The 21380-nt window shown below is 67.4% G+C and carries 23 protein-coding genes; 13 read left to right on the plus strand and 10 right to left on the minus strand.

Translation table 11 applies throughout. From position 1 onward, the window contains the following. Positions 1-102: 102 nt before the first annotated feature. On the plus strand, positions 103-1962 hold the full coding sequence (gene cobT, locus ACTJI6_RS14650; protein ID WP_440801728.1) for a cobaltochelatase subunit CobT: 1860 nt from the start codon (positions 103-105) through the stop codon (positions 1960-1962). A gap of 54 nt (positions 1963-2016) precedes the next feature. Here cobT and ACTJI6_RS14655 read toward each other — a convergent pair whose 3' ends face one another. After that, on the minus strand, positions 2017-2847 hold the full coding sequence (locus tag ACTJI6_RS14655) for an NAD-dependent epimerase/dehydratase family protein (RefSeq protein WP_440801729.1): 831 nt from the start codon (positions 2845-2847) through the stop codon (positions 2017-2019). Further along, complete coding sequence (locus ACTJI6_RS14660) at positions 2847-3740, minus strand: glycosyltransferase (protein WP_440801732.1); 894 nt, start codon at positions 3738-3740, stop codon at positions 2847-2849. Before ACTJI6_RS14660 ends, ACTJI6_RS14655 begins: the two co-directional genes overlap by 1 nt. 147 nt (positions 3741-3887) lie before the next feature. On the opposite strand from ACTJI6_RS14660, the gene ACTJI6_RS14665 reads away from it, so the two are divergent. The 6 genes from ACTJI6_RS14665 to ACTJI6_RS14690 all read left to right on the plus strand — a co-directional run bounded on the left by ACTJI6_RS14665 (position 3888) and on the right by ACTJI6_RS14690 (position 9926). Beyond that, complete coding sequence (locus ACTJI6_RS14665; protein ID WP_126152789.1) at positions 3888-5267, plus strand: FAD-binding oxidoreductase; 1380 nt, start codon at positions 3888-3890, stop codon at positions 5265-5267. Between the two features lie 48 nt (positions 5268-5315). Next, a complete protein-coding gene (locus ACTJI6_RS14670) occupies positions 5316-5621 on the plus strand; it encodes a hypothetical protein (RefSeq protein ID WP_126152788.1) in 306 nt (101 codons plus the stop codon). Positions 5622-5763: 142 nt separating this feature from the next. Continuing rightward, positions 5764-6522 (plus strand): glycoside hydrolase family 25 protein, encoded by a 759-nt coding sequence (locus tag ACTJI6_RS14675; RefSeq protein WP_440801734.1) that lies wholly within the window; start codon positions 5764-5766, stop codon positions 6520-6522. Next, a complete protein-coding gene (locus ACTJI6_RS14680; RefSeq protein WP_126152786.1) occupies positions 6495-7151 on the plus strand; it encodes a CPBP family intramembrane glutamic endopeptidase in 657 nt (218 codons plus the stop codon). The genes ACTJI6_RS14675 and ACTJI6_RS14680 overlap by 28 nt, the downstream gene beginning before the upstream one ends. A 60-nt stretch (positions 7152-7211) precedes the next feature. Further along, positions 7212-8987 carry an aspartate--tRNA ligase gene (gene aspS, locus ACTJI6_RS14685; protein WP_440801737.1) on the plus strand — a complete coding sequence of 592 codons (1776 nt, stop codon included), beginning with the start codon at positions 7212-7214 and terminating at the stop codon, positions 8985-8987. Positions 8988-9224: 237 nt separating this feature from the next. After that, positions 9225-9926 carry a GNAT family N-acetyltransferase gene (locus ACTJI6_RS14690; protein WP_440801739.1) on the plus strand — a complete coding sequence of 234 codons (702 nt, stop codon included), beginning with the start codon at positions 9225-9227 and terminating at the stop codon, positions 9924-9926. Here the strand turns inward: ACTJI6_RS14690 and ACTJI6_RS14695 are convergent, their stop codons facing one another. Further along, the gene (locus ACTJI6_RS14695) at positions 9927-10661 is read right to left on the minus strand and encodes a response regulator (protein ID WP_440801741.1); all 735 of its coding nucleotides are present in this window, start codon (positions 10659-10661) and stop codon (positions 9927-9929) included. A gap of 130 nt (positions 10662-10791) precedes the next feature. On the opposite strand from ACTJI6_RS14695, the gene mce reads away from it, so the two are divergent. Continuing rightward, positions 10792-11196, plus strand: coding sequence for a methylmalonyl-CoA epimerase (mce, locus tag ACTJI6_RS14700; protein ID WP_440801743.1), 405 nt, complete (start codon positions 10792-10794; stop codon positions 11194-11196). After that, the gene (locus tag ACTJI6_RS14705; protein ID WP_440801744.1) at positions 11196-11465 is read left to right on the plus strand and encodes a DUF1467 family protein; all 270 of its coding nucleotides are present in this window, start codon (positions 11196-11198) and stop codon (positions 11463-11465) included. Before mce ends, ACTJI6_RS14705 begins: the two co-directional genes overlap by 1 nt. Here ACTJI6_RS14705 and ACTJI6_RS14710 read toward each other — a convergent pair. After that, the gene (locus ACTJI6_RS14710; RefSeq protein WP_440801747.1) at positions 11422-12138 is read right to left on the minus strand and encodes an EI24 domain-containing protein; all 717 of its coding nucleotides are present in this window, start codon (positions 12136-12138) and stop codon (positions 11422-11424) included. The two genes, ACTJI6_RS14705 and ACTJI6_RS14710, sit on opposite strands and share 44 nt — an antisense overlap. After that, the gene (locus tag ACTJI6_RS14715; protein ID WP_440801749.1) at positions 12135-12707 is read right to left on the minus strand and encodes a nitroreductase family protein; all 573 of its coding nucleotides are present in this window, start codon (positions 12705-12707) and stop codon (positions 12135-12137) included. Before ACTJI6_RS14715 ends, ACTJI6_RS14710 begins: the two co-directional genes overlap by 4 nt. A gap of 90 nt (positions 12708-12797) precedes the next feature. Here ACTJI6_RS14715 and ACTJI6_RS14720 point away from each other — a divergent pair, with 90 nt between their 5' ends. Further along, positions 12798-13067 carry a DUF167 domain-containing protein gene (locus ACTJI6_RS14720; RefSeq protein ID WP_440801751.1) on the plus strand — a complete coding sequence of 90 codons (270 nt, stop codon included), beginning with the start codon at positions 12798-12800 and terminating at the stop codon, positions 13065-13067. Here the strand turns inward: ACTJI6_RS14720 and ACTJI6_RS14725 are convergent. Next, positions 13046-13285 carry a hypothetical protein gene (locus ACTJI6_RS14725; protein ID WP_126152779.1) on the minus strand — a complete coding sequence of 80 codons (240 nt, stop codon included), beginning with the start codon at positions 13283-13285 and terminating at the stop codon, positions 13046-13048. The genes ACTJI6_RS14720 and ACTJI6_RS14725 overlap by 22 nt on opposite strands. 156 nt (positions 13286-13441) lie before the next feature. On the opposite strand from ACTJI6_RS14725, the gene ACTJI6_RS14730 reads away from it, so the two are divergent. Beyond that, a complete protein-coding gene (locus ACTJI6_RS14730) occupies positions 13442-14194 on the plus strand; it encodes a M48 family metallopeptidase (protein WP_440801752.1) in 753 nt (250 codons plus the stop codon). Positions 14195-14495: 301 nt separating this feature from the next. Further along, the gene (locus ACTJI6_RS14735; RefSeq protein ID WP_126152777.1) at positions 14496-14840 is read left to right on the plus strand and encodes a hypothetical protein; all 345 of its coding nucleotides are present in this window, start codon (positions 14496-14498) and stop codon (positions 14838-14840) included. A 6-nt stretch (positions 14841-14846) separates the two neighbouring features. On the opposite strand, the gene ilvN is transcribed toward ACTJI6_RS14735, so the two are convergent. The 4 genes from ilvN to ACTJI6_RS14755 form a co-directional block, all read right to left on the minus strand. Beyond that, on the minus strand, positions 14847-15407 hold the full coding sequence (gene ilvN / locus ACTJI6_RS14740; protein ID WP_126152776.1) for an acetolactate synthase small subunit: 561 nt from the start codon (positions 15405-15407) through the stop codon (positions 14847-14849). A gap of 134 nt (positions 15408-15541) precedes the next feature. Beyond that, the gene (locus ACTJI6_RS14745) at positions 15542-17296 is read right to left on the minus strand and encodes an acetolactate synthase 3 large subunit (protein ID WP_440801754.1); all 1755 of its coding nucleotides are present in this window, start codon (positions 17294-17296) and stop codon (positions 15542-15544) included. Between the two features lie 142 nt (positions 17297-17438). Continuing rightward, the gene (locus ACTJI6_RS14750) at positions 17439-18278 is read right to left on the minus strand and encodes an arginyltransferase (RefSeq protein WP_126152774.1); all 840 of its coding nucleotides are present in this window, start codon (positions 18276-18278) and stop codon (positions 17439-17441) included. A 128-nt stretch (positions 18279-18406) separates the two neighbouring features. Further along, positions 18407-18631, minus strand: coding sequence for a hypothetical protein (locus tag ACTJI6_RS14755; RefSeq protein WP_440801811.1), 225 nt, complete (start codon positions 18629-18631; stop codon positions 18407-18409). On the opposite strand from ACTJI6_RS14755, the gene ACTJI6_RS14760 reads away from it, so the two are divergent. Beyond that, complete coding sequence (locus ACTJI6_RS14760; protein WP_440801756.1) at positions 18569-21361, plus strand: glutamine-synthetase adenylyltransferase; 2793 nt, start codon at positions 18569-18571, stop codon at positions 21359-21361. The genes ACTJI6_RS14755 and ACTJI6_RS14760 overlap by 63 nt on opposite strands. The last annotated feature ends 19 nt before the right edge of the window (positions 21362-21380 follow it).

A 21380-nucleotide genomic window follows, 5' to 3' on the forward strand; every position in this document is an offset into this window, starting at 1 on the left:
TTCGGGGTTGTTCGGTTTTTATCGTGGCAGCAGCGCACAGCAGCCCTTGCGTTCCCGCACAACGGCCTTGCCTGGGACGCGAGGCAATGGTCTATGAATCGCATGAAAAAGTCCGACAACCCCGCCGATCCCTTCAAGAAGGCCCTGTCCGAGGCGACCCGGGCCCTGGCCGACGACCGGGATCTGAACGTGACCTTCAGCGCCGACCCCTCGGGCGTGGCGGGCGATACGATGCGCCTGCCGCAGGTCAGTCGCCGCATGGGCCGGGACGAGGTGTTGCAGGCGCGCGGCACCGCCGACGCCCTGGCGATGCGGATGCGCCACCACGACACGGCGACCCATGCGCGTTTCGCCCCCGCAGGCCCGATGGCGCGCGAATTGTACGAGGCGATGGAAACCGCCCGCTGCGAGGCGTTGGGGGCGCGCGACATGCCGGGCGCGCTGTCCAATATCGATGCCCGGATCGGCGCGGATGCCGACAAGAAGGGCTATGGCCAGATCAAGGCGCCCGCCGATGCGCCTCTGGCGGTGGCGGCGGGATACATCGTCCGCCAGGCCGCGACCGGCCGCGCGCTGCCGGGCGGCGCGCAGCACGTGGCCGACCTGTGGCGGCCTTTCGTCGAACAGCAGGCGGGCGGGTCGCTGACCCATGTCAACGAGGTGCTGGCCGACCAGGCGGCCTTCGCCCGGCTGTCGCGGCAGGTGATCAGCGACCTGGGCTATGGCGATCAGCTTGGCGACGATCCCGACCAGTCCGAGGACGACGCCGAGGACAATGCCGAACAGCAGGAGGAAGCGGGCGACAACCAGTCCCGCGACCAGGACGACAGCGAGGATGCCGAGGCATCCCCCGAGCAATCGCAGGAACAGCAGCAGGACGAACGCCAGGCCCAGGTCAGCATGGACGACCAGTCCGACGAACAGCTGACCGACGAGGCCGAGATGCCGGAATCGGACACTCCGCCCGACCTGCCGCCGCCGGTCAGCGAGGCGAGCGCGGATTACAAGGTCTTTTCCCAAGCCTGGGACGAGGAAATCCGCGCCGAGGATCTGGCCGACCCGGCCGAGCTTGAACGGCTGCGCGCCTATCTGGACAAGCAGCTGGAACCGCTGCGCGGCGCGGTCAGCCGCCTGGCCAACAAGTTGCAGCGCCGCCTTCAGGCCCAGCAAAGCCGCAGCTGGGAATTCGACAAGGAGGAAGGCGTCCTAGATGCGGGCCGCCTAGCGCGGGTGGTAGCGAACCCCACGACGCCGCTGTCCTTCAAGGTCGAGAAGGACACCGAGTTCCGCGATACCGTGGTGACGCTGCTGATCGACAATTCCGGGTCGATGCGCGGGCGCCCGATCAGCATCGCGGCGATCTGCGCCGATGTGCTGGCCCGGACGCTGGAACGGTGCAGCGTCAAGGTCGAGATCCTGGGATTTACCACGCGGGCCTGGAAGGGCGGCCAATCGCGCGAGGCCTGGTTGCAGGCCGGTCGTCCCGCCCAGCCGGGGCGGCTGAACGACCTGCGCCACATCATCTACAAGCCTGCCGACGCGCCCTGGCGGCGCGTACGGCCGAACCTTGGCCTGATGATGAAGGAAGGCTTGCTCAAGGAAAACATCGACGGCGAGGCCCTGGAATGGGCGCACAAGCGGCTGGTCCGCCGGTCCGAGGTCCGCAAGATCCTGATGGTGATCTCGGACGGCGCGCCGGTCGATGATTCGACGCTTTCGGTCAATCCGGCGAATTACCTGGAAAAGCACCTGCGCGACGTGATCGCCATGGTTGAAAAGAAGCGCATGGTCGAACTGCTGGCGATCGGCATCGGCCATGACGTGACGCGATACTATGAGCGCGCGGTGACGATCACCGATGCGGACCAGTTGGCGGGTGCGATCACCGAACAGCTTGCGGCGCTGTTCGATGCCGATCCGCGCAAACGGGCGCGGGCCCTGGGAATGGCCCGTCGCGCCTGAGGCGTCCCGCGGTAGCAGGGGGCCTTCCGCCCCCTGCGGACGCCCAAGGGCGTCCTACCCCCGAGGGTATTGGGGCAAAGAAGAAGTCAGCAGGCCGGGGAGGGTGGCGCGCAGTTTCGCCATGCCGCCGGGCTGCCAGCCCATGGCGCGCAGGCGGTCGCAGGTTTGCACGCGCAAGGGCGCTGGATCGGCGCGGGCGGGCAGGGGGTGCGGGCAGCCGGTCAGGGCCCGAACCTCGGCCAGAAGGTCATGGCGGTCGAGGATCAGGTCGCTGCAATTGACCTGGTCCGGCGGGTCCGGCTGCGTCAGAAGCAGCAGGACCGCGGCGGCCAGGTCGTCGCCATGAACCTCGGTCGCGATGCGGGGCGGGATGGGGCGGCCAGCCCGGTAATCGGTGAACAGGTCGTGCCATTTGCCGCGCAGGCCATAGACTCCGGTCGCGCGGATCGCCGTGCCCCTGACCGGCAGTCCTGCAAGATGGGCCTCGGCATCCGCCTTGACCTGGCCATAGAGATCGGCCGGGCGCGCGGGCAGGTCGTCGGGCAGGGCTGTGCCTGCGGGGTGCCCGTCATGGACCGCGCGCGAGGACAGGAAGACGATCCGGTCCACCCCGTCGCGCGCGGCCGCGTCGAACAGGCGGCGCGTGCCGTCGCCATTGAGGCGCAGGAAGGCTTCGGGATTGTCGCCCTCGCCCCCGCGATAGCGGCCGGGAGTGTGGGCGAAGGCGCAATGGATCAGCGCGTCATGGCCGCCCAGGTCCGGGGCATCGCCAAGCTGAAAGCCGCTGCCGCGGTCCAATTGCGTGACCGCATGTCCGGCCGCCTGCGCCGCGCGCAGCACGAAGCCGCCGACGATGCCCGAAGCGCCGGTCAGGGCGATGCGCATCAGGCGGCGGGGCGGACCTGGGCCGCCAGGTCGGGCACCGGCTGACCCTCGGCGATGGCGCGCCACAGGTCGATCAGCGGGCGCAGCAGATGGGTCTTGCCGTGGTCCTGCCAAGGCTTTTCATATTGGAAATGCAAGATGCGGATATCCTCCCAGCTCCACAGCTCGGGCATGTTCATCCAGACATATTGCAGCATGTTGTGATGGATCGACAGGCCGTGCCAGTCGGGGAAATAGTCTTGCAGGAAGGTCTGGTCGGTGCGCCGCCAGAAGACGCCGGGGCGGTCCAGATGCGACATCATCGCGTTGAAGGTGCGGATGTCGGGGCGGGCCGTGAAGACGCCCGAGTTCATCCGGTGGAACCCGTCCAGCCCGTCATAGACATTGGGCGCCGCGCAGAATTCCGGCAGATCGAACAGCTTTTCGACGGACCGCAGCACCACCGCGTCGGCATCGATGAAGACGCAGCGGTCGTAATCCAGCTGCCACAGCCGCAGCTTGACGAAATTGTCCAGCGGGGTGTGGAAATCGGGCTTGCCGCCCTGGGTGAACGCCGCGCGGGCGTGCAGCGCATCCCTTGCATGGACGCGGTCGAACGCATCCGAGGTCGGCAGCAGGTCGGCGGCGATCAGCCGGGCGCCATGGGCGCGCAGCCGGGCCAGATGCGCGGGGCCAAGGCCGCGGTGCATCACCGCCAGATCGGCGCGGGTGCCGGTCAGCTTCAGCGACCGCAGCAGCGCCTCGGCCCCCGGAAGGTAGTCGGGATTGGTCACCAGCGTGACATAGGCCCGGTCGGACCGCGCCCCCGTCTCGGGCCGCAGGCCGTCGGGCAGGGCGTGATGGCCGCCCTGCGCTGCGGTCGGATACAGGGGGGAAATCCGGTTGGTGTCCATCTGGGATCCTGGAAAGTCCAAATTCTGGCAAGGGCCTGGCAGGCGCGACGGTATGGCGTTTTTGTAAAGCGTTGATGACAGAACGCGGTGGGGTTTGCCAAGTTTCATCTTGCCGCTAACCTGCCGCCGACAACAAGGGGACCAACCATGAGCCTGCCCGCCGCGATTTCCGGCCGCTTGCGCACCATCCTGGGCAGCCGCCTGTCCGAAACCGCCGCGGATCGCGACCACCACGCCCAGTCCGAGGCGTTCCACCGATCCCCTCCGCCCGACGCGGTGGCCTGGCCCGAGACGGCCGAGGAGGTGGCGGCGATCCTGTCGGCCTGCAACGACGCGCGCCTGCCGGTGGTCGCCTGGGGCACCGGCACCTCGCTGGAGGGCCACGCCCTGCCGGTGCGCGGGGGCATCAGCCTGGATCTGTCGCGCATGGACAAGGTGCTGGAGATCCGCCCCGAGGACATGCAGGCCAGCGTCCAGCCTGGCGTCACGCGCGAGGCGCTGAACCTTGAGCTGCGCGCGACCGGGCTGTTCTTTCCGGTCGATCCGGGCGCCAATGCGTCCCTGGGCGGGATGGCGGCCACGCGCGCCAGCGGCACCACGGCGGTGCGTTACGGCACGATGCGCGACAATGTGCTGGGCTTGCAGGTCGTGCTGGCCGACGGGCGGATCATCCGCACCGGCACCCGGGCCGCGAAATCCAGCGCGGGCTTCGACCTGACCGCGCTGTTCGTCGGCTCCGAGGGCACCCTGGGCGTCATCACCGAACTGACGCTGCGCCTGCACGGCCAGCCCGAGGAGGTCGCGGCGGCGGTCTGCGCCTTCGACAGCCTGGATCAGGCGGTGGAATGCGTCAGCGCGACGATCCAGTCGGGGATTCCGATGGCGCGGATCGAATTCGTCGACGCGGATTCTGCCCGCGCCTTCAACCTGCATTCGGGCAGCAGCCTGCCCGAAAAGCCGCACCTGATGATCGAATTCCACGGCAGCCCCGGCGCCGTCCGCGAGGATGCGGCCCGGTTCGGCGACATCGCCGCCGAATTCGGCGCCCAGGGCTTCGACTGGGCCACCACGGCCGAGGATCGCGCCCGGCTGTGGCGGATGCGCCACGGCGCCTATCATGCCTGCCTGGCACTGCGGCCGGGCGCCTCGGGGCTGATTACCGATGTCTGCGTGCCGATGTCGCATCTGCCCGCCGCCGTCCATGCCGCCGCGCAGGACATCGCCGCCGAGGGGCTGGTCGGCCCGATCCTGGGCCATGTGGGGGACGGCAATTTCCATTCCCTGCTGCTGGTCGATCCGGGCAATGCCGACGAGATCGCGGCGGCCAAGCGGGTGGCCCTGCGCATGGCGGAACGGGCGCTTGCCGTGGGCGGCACGATCAGCGGCGAACATGGCGTCGGCATCGGCAAGCGCGGACTGATGGCCGCCCAGCATGGCGAGGGATGGCAACTGATGGGCCAGATCAAGGCGGCGCTTGATCCGCATGACATCCTGAACCCCGGAAAGCTGGTGCCGGATCGGAACTAGGGTTCGCATCCTGCCGTTGCATCTCCAACCCATTCGGAGATGAACCCCATGTCCCACAACGACAACAACCCGCAGCGATCGGCCAGTCGGCACCGGCCCGCGCTGATCGCGATCGTCGTCGCGCTGCTGGCGGCGATCCTGGCATTTCTGGTCTTTAGGCCCGGCATGAACGAACAGAACGACGGCATCGCCACCACGCCCCCGCCCGCCGAGACCCCCATCACCGGCGCCGAAGGCACCGACGGCACGGCGCCCCCGGTGGTGTCGCCTGCGGGCACCCCGCAGATGGAGGAAGGCGCGGTCCGGGGCACCGACGCCGCGCCCGTCGCCGAGGGAGAGCCTGCCGACCAGTAAGCCCTTTTCTGACGCACTCGTGACCGTCACGGCCCGGTGACTTTGCCTCACGCCTTTGCCATAAGCGGGGCGCAACAAGATCCGGTTCAGGACGGCATTCGAGGGCAGGATGAGGGTTTTTTCTAGGCTATTGCTTGGCTTGATGGTGGTATTGGCGGTGGCCTGCGCGCGCACCCCCGAACGCGGCGGATACAGGCCCGCCCCCGGCCCCGGCGCCAACCCGCAACTGGGCGATTCCGCCCCCCACGACTGGGGCGGGCGCCACCCCTACGCCCATGCGGTCCACGGCATCGACGTGTCCCGCTGGCAGGGCGACATCGATTGGAACCGCGTCCGCAATGCGGGCATCAGCTTTGCCTTCATCAAGGCGACCGAAGGAGGCGACCATTACGACCCCAGCTTCCATCGCTACTGGCGCGAGGCCGCCGAGGCGCGCATCCCGCGCGGCGCCTATCATTATTACTATTTCTGCCGCTCGGGCGCGGAACAGGCCGCCTGGTTCATCCGCCAGGTGCCGCGCGAGATCGGGTCGCTGCCGCCGGTCATCGACCTGGAATGGACCAATTCCCGGACCTGCCCCTATCGCCCCTCTCCGCAGGAGATCAAGCAGCAGGCGTCCATCTTCATGGACATCGTGGGCCGTCACTATGGCCAGCGGCCGATCATCTATACGACCGTCGATTTCTATCGCGACAACCGGCTGGGCGACATGCGCGCCGAATTCTGGCTGCGGTCCGTCGCGAACCATCCCAGCGTTCCCTATCCCGGCCAGCGTTGGGCCTTCTGGCAATATACCGGGACCGGCATCGTTCCGGGGATCCGCGGGAATACCGACCTCAACGCCTTTGCCGGGACACGCGCGGATTGGGTTCGATGGTTGCAAACACGACTGACACGGTAAGACCCCGGATCTGGCTGGGGATCGAGTTCGCGGCGCTCTATATCGGGGCGCCGCTGGCGATTGCGCTGTTCATGCCGGGCCGTCACCTGTTCGAGGCGCTGGCCGTATTCTCGCTGGTGGGCCTGTTCCTGCTGTGGCGCACCGGCGGCTTCGGTTTCCGGTCGCTGGTCCGGGGCTGGCGCCGGGTGCCCTTGCTGGAGGTTCTGGCGCTGTCGGCCGTCACCCTGCTGGCGGGGGTGGCGATCCTGTATGTGACCTATCCCGAACGGCTGTTCACCATGCTGCGGTCGGGGATGCTGCCGCTGATCTGGGTGTTCTATCCGCTGCTGTCCGCCCTGCCGCAGGAGCTGATCTTCCGGCCGCTGTTCTTCCACCGCTATGGCGCGCTGCTGCCCGCGGGGCAGGGGGCCATCGCCATCAATGCCGGGATCTTCTCCTTCGCGCATCTGATGTACTGGTCGGCGGTCGTGGCGGTCATGACCTTCGTCGGCGGCTGGATCTTCGCCCGCGCCTATCTGCGCTATGGCTTTCCGGCGGCCTGGCTGCTGCACGCGGTGGCGGGGAACGTGCTGTTCACCGTGGGCATGGGCGCCTATTTCTATACCGGCAACGTGGTGCGCCCGTTCTAGACAGGTTGACTTCCCGCCCCCGCCGCGCTTGATGCGGGGCGGATTATTCGGGGAACGACCATGCACGCCTATCGCAGCCATACCTGCGGCGATCTGACCGCCGCGAATGCCGGTGAAACCGTCCGCCTGTCGGGCTGGGTCCACCGGGTCCGCGATCACGGCGGCGTGTTGTTCGTTGACCTGCGCGATCATTACGGCATGACCCAGGTGCTGGCCGACAGCGACAGCCCGGCCTTCGCCGCGATGGACAAGCTGCGCGCGGAAACCGTGATCCGCATCGACGGCCGCGTGAAGCTGCGCGACGCCAGCCTGGTGAACGCCAAGCTGCCCACCGGAGAGATCGAGGTCTATGCGACCGACCTGGAGGTTCTGGGTCCGGCGGACGAACTGCCGCTGCCGGTCTTCGGCGACCAGGAATACCCCGAGGAAACCCGCCTCGCCTATCGCTTCCTGGATCTGCGGCGCGAGAGCCTGCACAACAACATCATGCTGCGTTCCAAGGTGATCCGGTCCTTGCGCAACCGCATGTGGGACCAGGGCTTCACCGAATTCCAGACGCCGATCATCACCGCGTCCTCGCCCGAAGGCGCGCGCGACTTCCTGGTGCCCTCGCGCCTGCATCCGGGCAAGTTCTACGCGCTGCCGCAGGCCCCGCAGCAGTTCAAGCAGCTGATCATGGTCGCGGGCTTCGACCGCTATTTCCAGATCGCCCCCTGCTTCCGGGACGAGGATCCCCGCGCCGACCGCAGCCCGACCGACTTCTACCAGCTTGACCTGGAGATGTCCTTTGTCGAGCAAGAGGATGTGTTCGCCGCCATCCAGCCGGTGATCCAGGGCCTGTTCGAGGAATTCGGCGGCGGCCGCCCGGTCGATGCCGACTGGCCGCGCATTCCTTACGCGGAATCGATGCTGAAATACGGCAGCGACAAGCCCGACCTGCGCAACCCGATCCAGATGCAGGTGGTCAGCGACCATTTCCGCGGCTCGGGCTTCGGCATCTTCGCCAAGCTGCTGGAGCAGGAGGGAACCGAGGTCCGCGCCATCCCCGCGCCGACCGGCGGCAGCCGCAAGTTCGCCGACCGCATGAACGCCTTCGCGCAGCGCGAGGGCCTGCCGGGCATGGGCTATATCTTCTGGCGCAAGGCCGAGGACGGGTCGACCGAAGCCGCCGGTCCCATCGCCAAGGCCCTTGGCCACGAGCCGACCGAGGCGATCCGCATCCAGCTTGGCCTGGGCGAGGGCGATGCGGCCTTCTTCCTGGGCGGCAAGCCCGAACAGTTCGAGGCCGTCGCGGGCCGCGCCCGCAACGAGATCGGCCGAGAGCTGGGCCTGACAGATGAAAACCAGTTCAAGTTCGCCTGGATCGTCGATTTCCCGATGTATGAAAAGACCGACGACGGCAAGATCGACTTTTCCCACAACCCGTTTTCCATGCCGCAGGGCGGGCTGGAGGCGCTGTCGGGCGACCCCTTGCAGGTCAAGGGCTATCAATACGACCTCGCCTGCAACGGCTATGAACTGATCTCCGGCGCGATCCGCAACCATAAGCCCGAGATCATGTTCAAGGCCTTCGAACTGGCGGGCTATCCGGCCAGTGAGGTCGAAAAGCGTTTCGGCGGCATGGTCAAGGCCTTCCGCTATGGCGCGCCGCCGCACGGGGGATGTGCCGCAGGCATCGACCGGATCGTGATGCTGCTGGCCGACGAGGTGAACATCCGCCAGGTCATCATGTTCCCCATGAACCAGCGGGCCGAGGATCTGATGATGGGCGCCCCTTCGGAACCCACCAACGAACAACTGCGCGACCTGCGCCTGCGCGTCCTGCCCAAAGAGTAGGGCGCGGCGGGGTTCGCGGCGGAACGTCGAAGCCGAGAGAGGCGGTTCGCCAGCCTCTCTATTCCGCCGAGGACAGCCATGTGCGGCAAGGGCCGGTAATCGACCTGCCCATGCCGCCTGGGTTCTGGGCAAGGTGTTCGACATCTTGGCGGGAGTCTGGGACGCGGCGCCTTTCCGGGCCTCGACATGGGCGACGATCCGCGCATTCTGGCGTGACCGCAGCCCGGAAGAGGAACGATGCCCGACCATCCCCAGCCCGATCTTGCCGATTTCACGCCGCCGCCCGGCCCGGCGGACCAGCCGATCCGCAGCGCCCTGTTACAGCCCCTGTCGGCGGAACTGCATGCCGAGGATCTGTTCCGGGCGCAGGCCGGCCATGACGGGTTGTGGACCTATATGCCCTATGGTCCCTTCGCCGATGCGCAGGAGTATCGGGCCTGGACCGCGCAGGCAGAGACCTCGGCCGATCCGCTGTTCCTGGCGATCCTCGATCCCGCCACCGGGCGGGCTGCGGGCCATGCCGCGTTCCTGCGCATCGACCGTCCGAACGGCGTGATCGAGATCGGGCATATCCTGCTGACGCCCGCTTTGCAGCGAGGCCGGGCGGGCAGCGCGGCGCTGATGGCGATGATCGCCTGGGCCTTCGAACGGGGCTATCGCCGGGTCGAATGGAAATGCAACGCGCTGAATGCGCCCTCTCGCCGCGCGGCCCTGCGGTTGGGATTTTCCTATGAGGGCACGTTCCGCAACCACATGATCGTCAAGGGCAAGAACCGCGATTCGGCCTGGTTCGCGATCACCGACGACGACTGGACGGCCTTGGCGCCTGCTTACGACGCCTGGCTGGATCCGGGCAACTTCGATGCCGGGGGCCGGCAGCATGCCAGCCTGTCGGATCTGACGGCGGGCGTTCTGCCGGGCCGCAGCGACGGTCCCTGATCACATTCCGGCGACGCGGGCCAGCCGTTCCTGGACCAGGCCGCTGATCCGCGCCAGGTCGGTGGCCAGGGCATGGCCGGCATCGCGGTCGCGTGCCAAGGCGGCGGCGGCGGCCTCCAGCACTGGGTCGTGGGATGACCGGGCGATGCCCGCCAGGAAATGCGCGATATAGTCGACCGCGGCCGTGTCCTGCGCCGAGGACAGGATTTCGGCGACATGGGCCAGGTCGTCGCGCAGCCCCGAGGGATCGGGCTGGATCACCTCATCCGGCAGGATGCGCAGGCCGAGGCCCCGCGCCTCGACCGGCAGGGCCGACAGGATGTTCTGCTGGAACACCGCCAGGTTTTCGATGGGCTTGGCCAGGAAACCATCCGCCCCCGCCATCAGGGCGGCATCGGCAAGGTCGGGATCGCCCGAGATGCCCAGCAGCACCGGCACACGGGGTTCGGTCGCGGCGATCTGGCGGATCAGATCCGCGCCGTTGCCGTCAGGAAGTCCCAGATCGACGATCACCACAGCGGGACGATAGGTCTGCAAGTGCCGCGCGGCCGACCGCAGGCAGTCGGCCCGCCGGATCCGCGCCCCTGACCGCAGGCACAGTAGCCGCACGGCCTCGCTGGCGAAACGCGAATCTTCGACCACAAGAACGGTCAGGCCGGTCAGCGGCCGGTTGGGCATCGAGACGCGCCACATGGGCAAGGCGTCGGTGATGCCGGGCGCGATGTCGTTCTGCATGTCATGTACCCCTTACCGATGTCGCCCTGCCAGTTAGCCGCCGATTCGCTAAGAAGCGGTTAACGCCGTTGGGTTTTCCTTTCGCCGCCGCGCGGAAAGCCCTAGAACCACCCAAAACCCGGAGGACAGGATGATCGGACGTCTTAACCATGTGGCCATCGCGGTTCCCGACCTGGCTGCGGCATCCGCCCAATATGCCGCTACCCTGGGCGCCAGGGTCGGCGCGCCCCAGGACGAACCGGACCATGGCGTGACGGTGGTCTTCATCGAATTGCCCAACACCAAGATCGAACTGCTGTATCCCCTGGGCGAGAACAGCCCGATCCAGGGATTCCTGGACAAGAACCCGTCCGGCGGCATCCATCACATGTGCTTCGAGGTGGATGACATCCTTGCCGCGCGCGACCACCTGAAATCCGAAGGCGCGCGCGTCCTGGGCAGCGGCGAACCCAAGATCGGCGCCCACGGCAAGCCGGTCCTGTTCCTGCATCCCAAGGATTTCAACGGCTGCCTGATCGAGCTGGAGCAGTCCTGATGAACCTGACCGGGGGCATCGTCCTGTTCGCCGTGCTGTGGTTCCTGACGCTGTTCATCGTCGTGCTGATCGGCCAGCGCAGCCAGCAGGATGCGGGCGAGATCGTGCCGGGCACCCCGGCGGGGGCGCCCGCCGATCTGCGGCTGAAGGGCAAGCTGATCTGGACCACGGTGATCGCGGCGATCATCTGGGCCGCGATCGCCTATGTGATCCTGGGCGGGCTGATCACCCGCGCGGATATCGAGAATCTGGACCGGCTGATTCGCTGATCAGGTGGAACAGATGCGTGAAGGCCGCAGCCGCCAGCAGCGGCACGGCGATATTGACCAGGGGAATCACCAGGGCCACCGCGACCAGGACGCCCGCCAGCGTCACGCGGCCCGCATTCGCCTTGCGCAGGGTCGTGGCCTGAACCTGATCCATGTGGCGGCGGGCGGCCATTTGGAAGAACTCGCGCCCCAGCAGCCAACCGTTCGCGCCGAAGAACAGCAGCGGCGCCAGCGGGCCCAGGACCGGCGTCAGGAACAGCGACAGCACCGCGACCGCCAGGACGGCCAGCATCACCGCGACCGATTCCAGCAGCCCGTCCAGGAAATCCAGCGAGACGCCCTTGCGGGCGGGATAGTGCGTCTCCTCGACCGCGTCGGCGACATGGTCGGCGAACAGGCCCGAAAAGCCTGCGGCGACGGGGGCCATCAGGAAGAACCCCATCAGCGGGAACAGCGCCAGCGATCCCCAGGACAGCGCCGATCCGACCTCCAGCGTGCCGATCCAGGGCAGCGACAGGCTGCCCGGCACGAAGCTGCGGACCGCCCAGAACAGCGCCGATTGCAGGACGACGAACAGCAGGACGGTCAGCGCGAGGCCCATCAGGGCCAGCCGCAGGATGCGCGGCCGCAGCAGGTCCAGCCAGCCCAGGGCGAGGGCGCGAAAGACGATCATTCCAGCCAGCGCGTCTTGGCCGCGACATCGGGGCGCGGGCGTTCCGGCGGCGCGTCCCCCCGGCTGCCCAGATGAACCAGACCCACCAGCCGTTCGCCGTCGGTCAGGCCCAGGTGGTTGCGCCCGAAGGTCTCGTCCAGCACCGCAGGCCCGGTCAGCCAGGCGGCCCCCCAGCCCGAGGCGAGCGCGGCATTCACCAGCCCCAGGCAGACCGCCCCCGCCGACAGGAACTGTTCCCAGCCCGGCACCTTGTCGCTGGCGACGGGCGTCGAGACCACAGCCACGATCACCGGCGAGCCGAAGGCCGAGGCCGCCTTGTCGGCCGCCGCCTGATCCTGGCCGGCGGCCAGCACCTGGTCGCGCAGCACCGGCGCCAGTCGATCCAGGGCGGCGCGTTCCAGCACCACGAAGCGCCAGGGCTCCAGCTTGCCATGGTCGGGAACGCGCGTGGCCAGGGTCAGCAGGCGCAGGATCTCGGCCCGGTCGGGGGCGGGTTCGCGCAGCATCTTGGGCGGATGCGACCGGCGCGTCGCCAGAAAGTCCAGGGCGGCATCGTTGCGATGGGTCATGGCGGTCTCCTTTCCGGCTGTTTTTCCCGAAACGGGCGGGGCGCGCAAGCAAGGGTTGCCAAGGGTGGCGGCAGACGGGATGTTGCGGCCATGAGCGATGATCTGCGCCATCTGGCCGTTCCCGGCGCCACCCTGTTCGTGCGCGTGACGCCGCGCGCGCGGCGCAATGCCGTCACCTTGGCCGAGGATGGCCTGCGTGTCCACACCACCACGGTCCCCGAGGACGGCAAGGCGAACGACGCGGTGATCCGGCTGCTGTCCAAGGCCCTGGACGTGCCCCGGTCGCAACTGACGCTGCTGCGCGGCGCCACCTCGCGCGACAAGCTGTTCCGGGTCGATCAGCCCCGGTCGATGCGGTAATTCCCCTCGGGCAGGTTCAGGGCCAGGCGCAGTTCGGCCAGCTGGTGCATCGACAGGGTGATGCGCACCACTTCGTCGTCGGGGCCGACCTGTTCCAGCACCACGCGGTCGTCGAAGGACAGGATCACCACATCCTCGTTCAGCGGGCCGGTATCGGGATCGGCCTCGTCGATCAGGGTGATGACGGTGGCGTCGAAATCATGCTCGATGGTGAACATCGCGGGCCTCCTTGTTTCGGGACGACAATCGCGTGATGCGGCGCCATCGGCAAGCGGGCAGGGTTTGCGCGGGTTTTCACGACCGGCTAAGATCGGGGAACGCAAACGTTACGACCGCGCCGGGCCAAGGCGCGGCGATGGGGCAAAGGGCAGGCGATGAAGCAGGTCACGGCGATCTTGGGTGCAGGACTTCTGGGCATGGCCGCCTGTGCGCCCCTGCCGATGGATCCTGTCAGCATTCCGACCGGGCCCTATGGCGCGCCCCAATCCGCGCCGGTCCTGACGAATGACGGCAGCCCGCAATCGGCCGCGCGCATGTTCGTGGCGGTGATGCGCCGGATGGAACCGGCCGTTGAACGCGAATGCCTGCAACGGCGCACCCAGCCGATCAACTGCGATTTCCAGTTCGTGGTTGACGACCGTCCAGGGCAAGAGGCCAATGCCTTCCAGACTATCGACGCCACCGGCCGTCCGATCATCGGCTTTACCCTGCCGCTGATCGCCCAGACCCGCAACGGCGACGAGATCGCCTTCGTCGTCGGGCACGAGGCCAGCCACCACATCCTGAACCATCTGGATCGCAAGGCGGGCGCCGCGGCAGCGGGGGCGGTGATTCTGGGCAGCATCGCCTCGGTCTATGGCAACAACCCCGAGGCGATCGAAACGGCGCAGCGAATCGGCGCCTCGGTCGGGTCGCGCTATTACTCGCGGGATTGGGAACTTCAGGCGGATTATCTAGGCGCCATCATGACGCTTAACGCGGGCTTCGACCCGATCAACGGATCGCTGTTCTTCGAGCGAATCCCCGATCCGGGCGACCATATCCTGGGCACCCACCCCCCGCGCGCGGCCCGTCTGGCCCAGGTCAGGCGCGCGGTCGCCGATGTTCAAAGCGGCCGAATTCGTTGATCGCGACATATCAACCAAAAGTTGCGGCGGAAATGCCACAGTTTACGCCGCGTTAACCCCAGGGTTGTCCGAAGCCCCGCATTTCATTGCCGAAAAACCGATGAAATGCTGGCGAAAAAACAGCACCTTGTTGAAAATTCGGCACGCCGGGACCGCGTGCGGCGGAAAGCAGCCGAACTTTTCCGAAAAAAAGCTGCTCAACCGGCGGAATTTTGCTTTTGTCGCAATTACCATGCACATAAAGTGCAATTAAATTTGATCACGTTGACGCGATGCCACGGCATCCGTGTGGAGTGTCGGAATGATCGGCGTTGTTGTCTGGAGCAGTGCAGAACGTGAAAAGGCCGTGATCTGGTGCGAGGATCACGCGGCTCTGGCCTATCTGCAAGGACGTGAAAACCTGACGCGGACGGCCTGCTGGCCGCAGCCTGGCGATCTGGTCGAACTGGAAAGCGAAGTCCTCGGCGCCTTGCGCCATGCGCGCAGTGTCACGATGCTGTCAGAACAGGAATTCGCGCATCTGCCCGACATGCTCCGCGCCAACACGCCCCCGGCCGAGCCGCATCTGCGAATCGTCTCCTCGACCCCCGAGCCGAGAGAGCAGATGGCGGCCCAGCCGATTCTCAGGGCCGCCGTCGCGGGCTGATCCCGTTCAGACGCCGCGCGACAGGGCCGCGACGCCGGTCCGGGCCAGATCGGACAGGCCCAACGGCCGCATCAGGTCGGCAAAGGCATCCAGCTTGGACGGCGTCCCCACCAGTTCGAAGACAAAGCTCTCCAACGTCGAATCAACCACGTTGGCGCGGAAGATTTCCGCGATCCGCAGCGCTTCGACCCGCTTTTCGCCCTGGCCGCGCACCTTGAACAGCCCCAGTTCCCGTTCGACAGCGGGGCCTTCCACGGTCAGGTCGTGGACCTCGTGGACGGGGACGATGCGGCCCAGCTGCGCCTTGACCTGGGCGATCACGGCGGGGGTTCCGCGCGTCACCAAGGTGATGCGGGATCGGTGGCCGGTATGATCCACCTCGGCCACCGTCAGGCTGTCGATATTGTAGCCGCGCCCGGAAAACAGCCCGATCACGCGGGCCAGCACGCCCGGCTCGTTCTCGACCAGCACGGCCAGGGTGTGGCTTTCCTCGACCTGGGAATTCGGATCGCGCAGATCATAGGCCGAATGGCTGGACGCGCCCTTCTGGATGTTCAAAGCATTCATTGGTCTGCCTCATCTTCCGTGCAGAAATATCCTGGGGGTGAGAAGCGCCCGGAAAAAGGTCCACTGGACCTTTTTCAGCGACGAACGCCTGCCGCCCAGTCGGCAGGCAGGGGCAAAGCCCCCACGCGACAGTCTCAGACCAGCACCGCGCCTTCCGATTCGATCACGCCCAGCGTCGCGGCCTCGCCCAGCAGCATCTCGTTATGCGGCTTGCCCGAGGGGATCATCGGGAAGCAGTTCTCGTGCTTCTCGACCAGGACATCCAGGATGAACGGGCCGTCGTAATCCAGCATCTGCTGGATCGCCGCGTCCAGATCCGCGGGATCCTTGACCACCGCGCCCTTGCAGCCGAATGCCTCGGCCAACTTGACGAAATCGGGCAGGCTGTCCGACCAGGACTGGCTGTAGCGTTCGCCATGCAGCAGCTGCTGCCATTGCCGCACCATGCCCAGCCGTTCGTTGTTCAGGATGAACTGCTTGACCGGCAGGCGGAACTGCACCGCAGTGCCCATTTCCTGCATGTTCATCAGCCAGCTGGCATCGCCCGCGACGTTGATCACCAGGGCCTCGGGATGGGCCATCTGCACGCCGATGCTGGCAGGCAGCCCATAGCCCATGGTCCCCAGCCCGCCCGAGGTCATCCAGCGATTCGGCTGGTCGAAATGCAGGTATTGCGCCGCCCACATCTGGTGCTGGCCGACCTCGGTCGTGACATAGCGGTCGCGGCCTTTGGTCAGCGCCTCCAGCCGTTCCAGGGCGTATTGCGGCTTGATCAGCGAATCGCTGTTGCGATAGGCAAGGCATTTCTTGGCCTTCCAGCCCTCGATCTGCGCCCACCACTGGCGCAGGGCCGGGCTGTTGACCTTGCGGCCGCGCGATTTCCAGACCTTCAGCAGATCCTCCAGGACGTGCCCCACATCGCCGACGATGGGGATGTCGACCCGGATCACCTTGTTGATGCTGGACGGGTCGATGTCGATATGCGCCTTGACCGAATGCGGGCTGAAATCGGCCACGCGCCCGGTGATGCGGTCGTCGAAGCGCGCGCCGATGTTGATCATCAGGTCGCAGCCGTGCATCGCCAGGTTCGCCTCGTAGAGGCCGTGCATCCCCAGCATCCCCAGCCAGTTCTTCCCCGAGGCCGGATAGGCGCCCAGCCCCATCAGGGTCGAGGTGACGGGAAAGCCGGTCGCCTCGGCCAGTTCGCGCAAAAGCTGGCTGGCGCCCGGACCCGAGTTGATGACCCCGCCGCCGGTATAGAGGATCGGGCGTTCGGCCCCCTCCATCAGCTCGACCAGCCGCGTGATGGCCTGGATGTCGCCCTTGCGGGCCGGCTGATAGCGGGCGGGCTCGACCTGTTTCGGCCCGACATAGGCGCCGCTGGCGAACTGCACGTCCTTCGGAATGTCGACCAGCACCGGTCCCGGCCGCCCCGAGGTGGCGACCTGGAAGGCCTTGTGGATCGTCTCGGACAGCTTGTCGGTGTCCTTGACCAGCCAGTTGTGCTTGGTGCAGGGGCGGGTGATGCCGACCGTATCGGCCTCCTGGAAGCCGTCGGTGCCGATCATGAAGGTCGGAACCTGGCCCGACAGCACGACCAGCGGGATCGAATCCAGCAGCGCGTCGGTCAATCCGGTGACGGCATTCGTGGCCCCTGGCCCGGACGTGACCAGCACGACCCCCGGCTTGCCCGTTGACCGGGCATAGCCTTCGGCCATGTGGACCGCGCCCTGTTCATGGCGCACCAGGACGTGGGTGATGTCGTTCTGCTGGAAAATCTCGTCATAGATGGGTAGTACCGCCCCGCCCGGATAGCCGAATACCGTATCGACGCCCTGATCGCGCAAGGCTTCGACAACCATTCTTGCACCCGTCATCATTCGGGACATGCCTTCCTCCATCACATCAAGACCCGGCGGCGCAAACCGTCCGCGAGTCGGCGCAAACTATGGAGGCGGCCGGACAGGGTCAATGGGGTCGCGCGGATAAAATGACGCGTATCGCGCAAAAATTGTAATTTTCTTTCGCGGATCAGCGATCGAATTGCGGCAGGGCGATGCGCGCGACCTGTTCGACGATCGGATCCACGGACAGGGGATGGGCTTCGTTCGAATGATCCTGGGGGTCGCCGATATTCTGCCAGACCCCGCCCTTGTAGATCTCCAACGCGGAAAAGCGCGCCTTGTAGTCCATCTTGCGGCTGCCCGGCACCCAATAGCCCAGATAGATATAGGGCAGTTTGGCGGCCCGCGCGATCTCGATATGATCCAGGATCAGATAGGTGCCTAGGCTGGCCGGTTGCAGGATCGGGTGGTAGAAGCTGTAGACAAGGCTCAGCCCGTCATCCAGCACGTCGGTCAGGCAGACGGCGGCCAGGAAGTCGTCGCCGGGCGCCAGCCGTTCGGGATCGTCCCCGCCGCATCGGTATTCGATCACGCGGGTCTTGACCGGCGTCTCCTCGATCATGGCGGCGAATTCGAAGATGTCCATGTCGGCCATTCCGCCATCGGCATGGCGGCTGTCCAGATAGCGGCGGAACAGGTCGAACTGTTCTTCGGTCGCCCAGGCGCTTGTCGCCAGCCGCTTCAGCCCGGCATTGCGCCGCATCAGCCGCCGCTGCGTGCGCGAGGGCTGGAAATCCGCGACCCGGATCCGCGCCGACATGCAGGCCACGCAGCTTTCGCAACTGGGCCGGTACAGCACGTTCTGCGACCGCCGGAAACCCTGGCGCGACAGGGCGTTGTTCAGCTCGGCCGCGTTGTCGCCATGCAGCGCGGTGAACAGCTTGCGTTCGGCGCGGCCATGCAGATAGGGGCAGGGCTGCGGAGCCGTCACATAGAATTGCGGCGCATGGGGCAGGGTATGACGCATCAGCGCAGGCCCTTACGGCGGATTGTCGTTCCAGAACTGATCATGCGCCAAAAAGGATCCGTGTTTCCAACCTGTCGACTGCGCGAAAGCCTAACAATGATTGCACCACCCGCCAAGCGGGGAAAGGGTTAAAGCTTGAGCGGCCCGCCGAACTGGGCGCCGAACTGGGCGCCGAACTGGGCGCCGAACTGGGCGCCGAACTGGGCGCCGAACTGGGCGCCGAACTGGGCGCCGAACTGGGCGCCGAACTGGGCGTTGACGGCGAAGGGCCTTGGGCTAGTCTGCCGCGCATGGATTTCGCAGCCCGCATCACCCGCCGCCCCATCGCCGCCGACCCCGACCGGGCGCGGCATGTGCTTGCCCTGTTCCCGTCCCAGGATCCGGCCCTGTCGGACCTGATCGGCGGTGCCGCCGGATGCAGCCCCTATCTGGCCGGGCTGCTGGCGAAAGAGGCCGACTGGCTGCCCGGCGCGCTGAACCATGACGACGTGGTCGCGCAAGAGACGGCGGGGTTCGAGGATCTGTCCGCCGATGATCTGGCGGTGGCCCTGCGCCGGGCCAAGCGACGCGTCGCGCTGTTGACCGCGCTGGCCGACCTGGGCGGCGTCTGGCCGCTGGAACAGGTGACGGGCACGCTGTCCGATCTGGCGGACCGGGCCGTCGACCTGGCGCTGCGGGTCCATGTCGCCCAGGAACGCCGCCGGGGCAAGCTGCCCGACACCGATGCCGATGCGGGCGGCATCTTCGCCCTGGCGATGGGCAAGGGCGGCGCGCGCGAGCTGAACTACAGTTCCGACATCGACCTGATCGTGCTGTTCAATGAGGCCGCCTATGCCGAGGCCGACCAGCAAGAGGCGCGGGCCGCGCTGATCCGGGCCACGCGCAAGATGGCCACGATGCTGTCGGACGTGACCGAGCACGGCTATGTCTTCCGCACCGACCTGCGGTTGCGGCCCGATGCGGCGGTGACTCCGGTCTGCATCTCGACCGCCGCCGCCCTGGCCTATTACGAGGCCGAGGGACGGACCTGGGAACGCGCCGCCTTCATCAAGGCGCGGGCGGCTGCGGGCGACATCGCCGCCGGGGAACGCTTCCTGCGCGAATTGCGGCCCTTTGTCTGGCGCAAGCACCTGGACTTCGCCGCGATCCAGGACGCCCACGACATGCGGCTGCGGATCCGCGACCACAAGGGCCTGGGCGGGCGGCTGGAGATTCCCGGCCACAACATGAAACTGGGGCGCGGCGGCATCCGCGAGATCGAGTTCTTCACCCAGACCCGCCAGCTGATCGCGGGCGGCCGCGACCCCGGCTTGCGCCAACGCGACACCGTGGGCGGGCTGGCGGCCCTTGCGGACAAGGGGTGGATCCCGGCGGAGGTGGCGCGGCAGCTGACCGATCACTATCGCGAGCATCGCGACATCGAACACCGCATCCAGATGGTCAACGACGCCCAGACCCATTGCCTGCCGCGTGATCCAGCCGGGGTGGCGCTGATCGCGGCGATGATGGGCGATGCCGACGCGGATGCCTGGTCTGCCCGGCTGCGCGCGCGGCTGGACGATGTCCACGACCTGACCGAAAGCTTCTTCGCGCCCGCAGAGACGGCGGCGCGGCCCGCGATCTCGGCGGAATCGCAGGCGATCATCGACCGCTGGCAGACCTATCCCGCGCTGCGGTCTGCCCGCGCGCAGCAGATCTTCCGCCGTGTCGAACCGGAACTGCTGTCGCGCATGGCCCGCACCGGCCACCCGAACGAGGCGCTGTCGCGCTTCGACGCCTTCCTGTCGGCGCTGCCTGCGGGCGTGCAGATCTTTTCCCTGTTCGAGGCCAATCCCCAACTGGTCGACCTGCTGGTCGACATCTGCGGCAGCGCGCCGGGCCTTGCCGCCTATCTGGCGCGCCATTCGGCGGTGCTGGACGCGGTGCTGGGGGGCAGCTTCTTTTCCCCCTGGCCGGGGGCGGCGGGGCTGCGCGCCGATGCCGACCGGCTGCTGCAATCGGCGCTGAGCGGGCCGGGCGGCGGATACGAGGCCGCCTTGGACAATGCCCGCCGCTGGGCGCATGAATGGCATTTCCGCGTCGGCGTCCACCACCTGCGCGGGCTGATCGACGCGGACGAGGCCGCCGTCCAGTATGCCGACATCGCCGATGCCTGCCTGGGCGCGCTGTTTCCCGTCACCGCCGCCGATTTCGCCCGCAAGCATGGCGCGCCGCCGGGACGTGGGGCGGTGGTGCTGGGCATGGGCTCGCTGGGCGCGCGCACCCTGAACGCGGGATCCGACCTGGATCTGATCGTGATCTATGACGCGGCGGGGGCCGAATCCTCGGATGGGCCGCGCCCGCTGGCGGCGCGCCCCTATTACGCACGGCTGACCCAGGCGATGATCACCGCCGTGTCGGCCCCCACGGCCGAAGGGCGGCTCTACGAGGTCGACATGCGGCTGCGCCCGTCGGGGCGGCAAGGCCCGGTCGCGACCGCCATCCAGAGCTTCGAGAGCTATCAGATGACCGAGGCCTGGACCTGGGAGCATCTGGCCCTGACCCGCGCCCGTGTCGCGGCCTGGGCGGGCGACGGGGCCGAGGGGCTGGCCCATGATGTCGAGGCGCTGCGGCTGGAGGTTTTGCGCAGCCGCGGCCGCGACCCGCGCGTGATGCCCGATCTGGCGGACATGCGCGAACGCATCTTCGCCGCCCGTCCGCTGGATGGCGCGTGGGAGGCCAAGGTGGGGCCGGGGCGGTTGCAGGACATCGACCTGCTGGCGCAATCGCTGGCGTTGCGTGCGGGCGACCCGGCGCGGGGGACGCTGGCGCAACTGCGCGCGGGGCGGCGGGCGGGGCTGATCGCTGCGGCGGACGCGGATCGGCTGGGGTCGATCTGGCGGTTCCTGTGGCGGCTTCACGCCTCGGGGCGGCTGCTGACCACGAAGCCGCTGGACATGGAGGAGATCGGGCTTGGCGGGCAGGAATTCCTGCTGCGGGAAAGCGGCGCGACCGGCGTGGACGACCTGGCCCGGCGGCTGCGCGACCGCTGCGCCGAGGCCGCCTCCCTGATCGACGCGGCCCTGCCGGTCGAGGCGGGCTGACAGGCGGCGGCCTGCCGGG

The sequence above is a fragment of the Paracoccus sp. 22332 genome (genome assembly GCF_052045125.1).
Classification (GTDB): Bacteria; Pseudomonadota; Alphaproteobacteria; order Rhodobacterales; family Rhodobacteraceae; genus Paracoccus; species Paracoccus haematequi_A.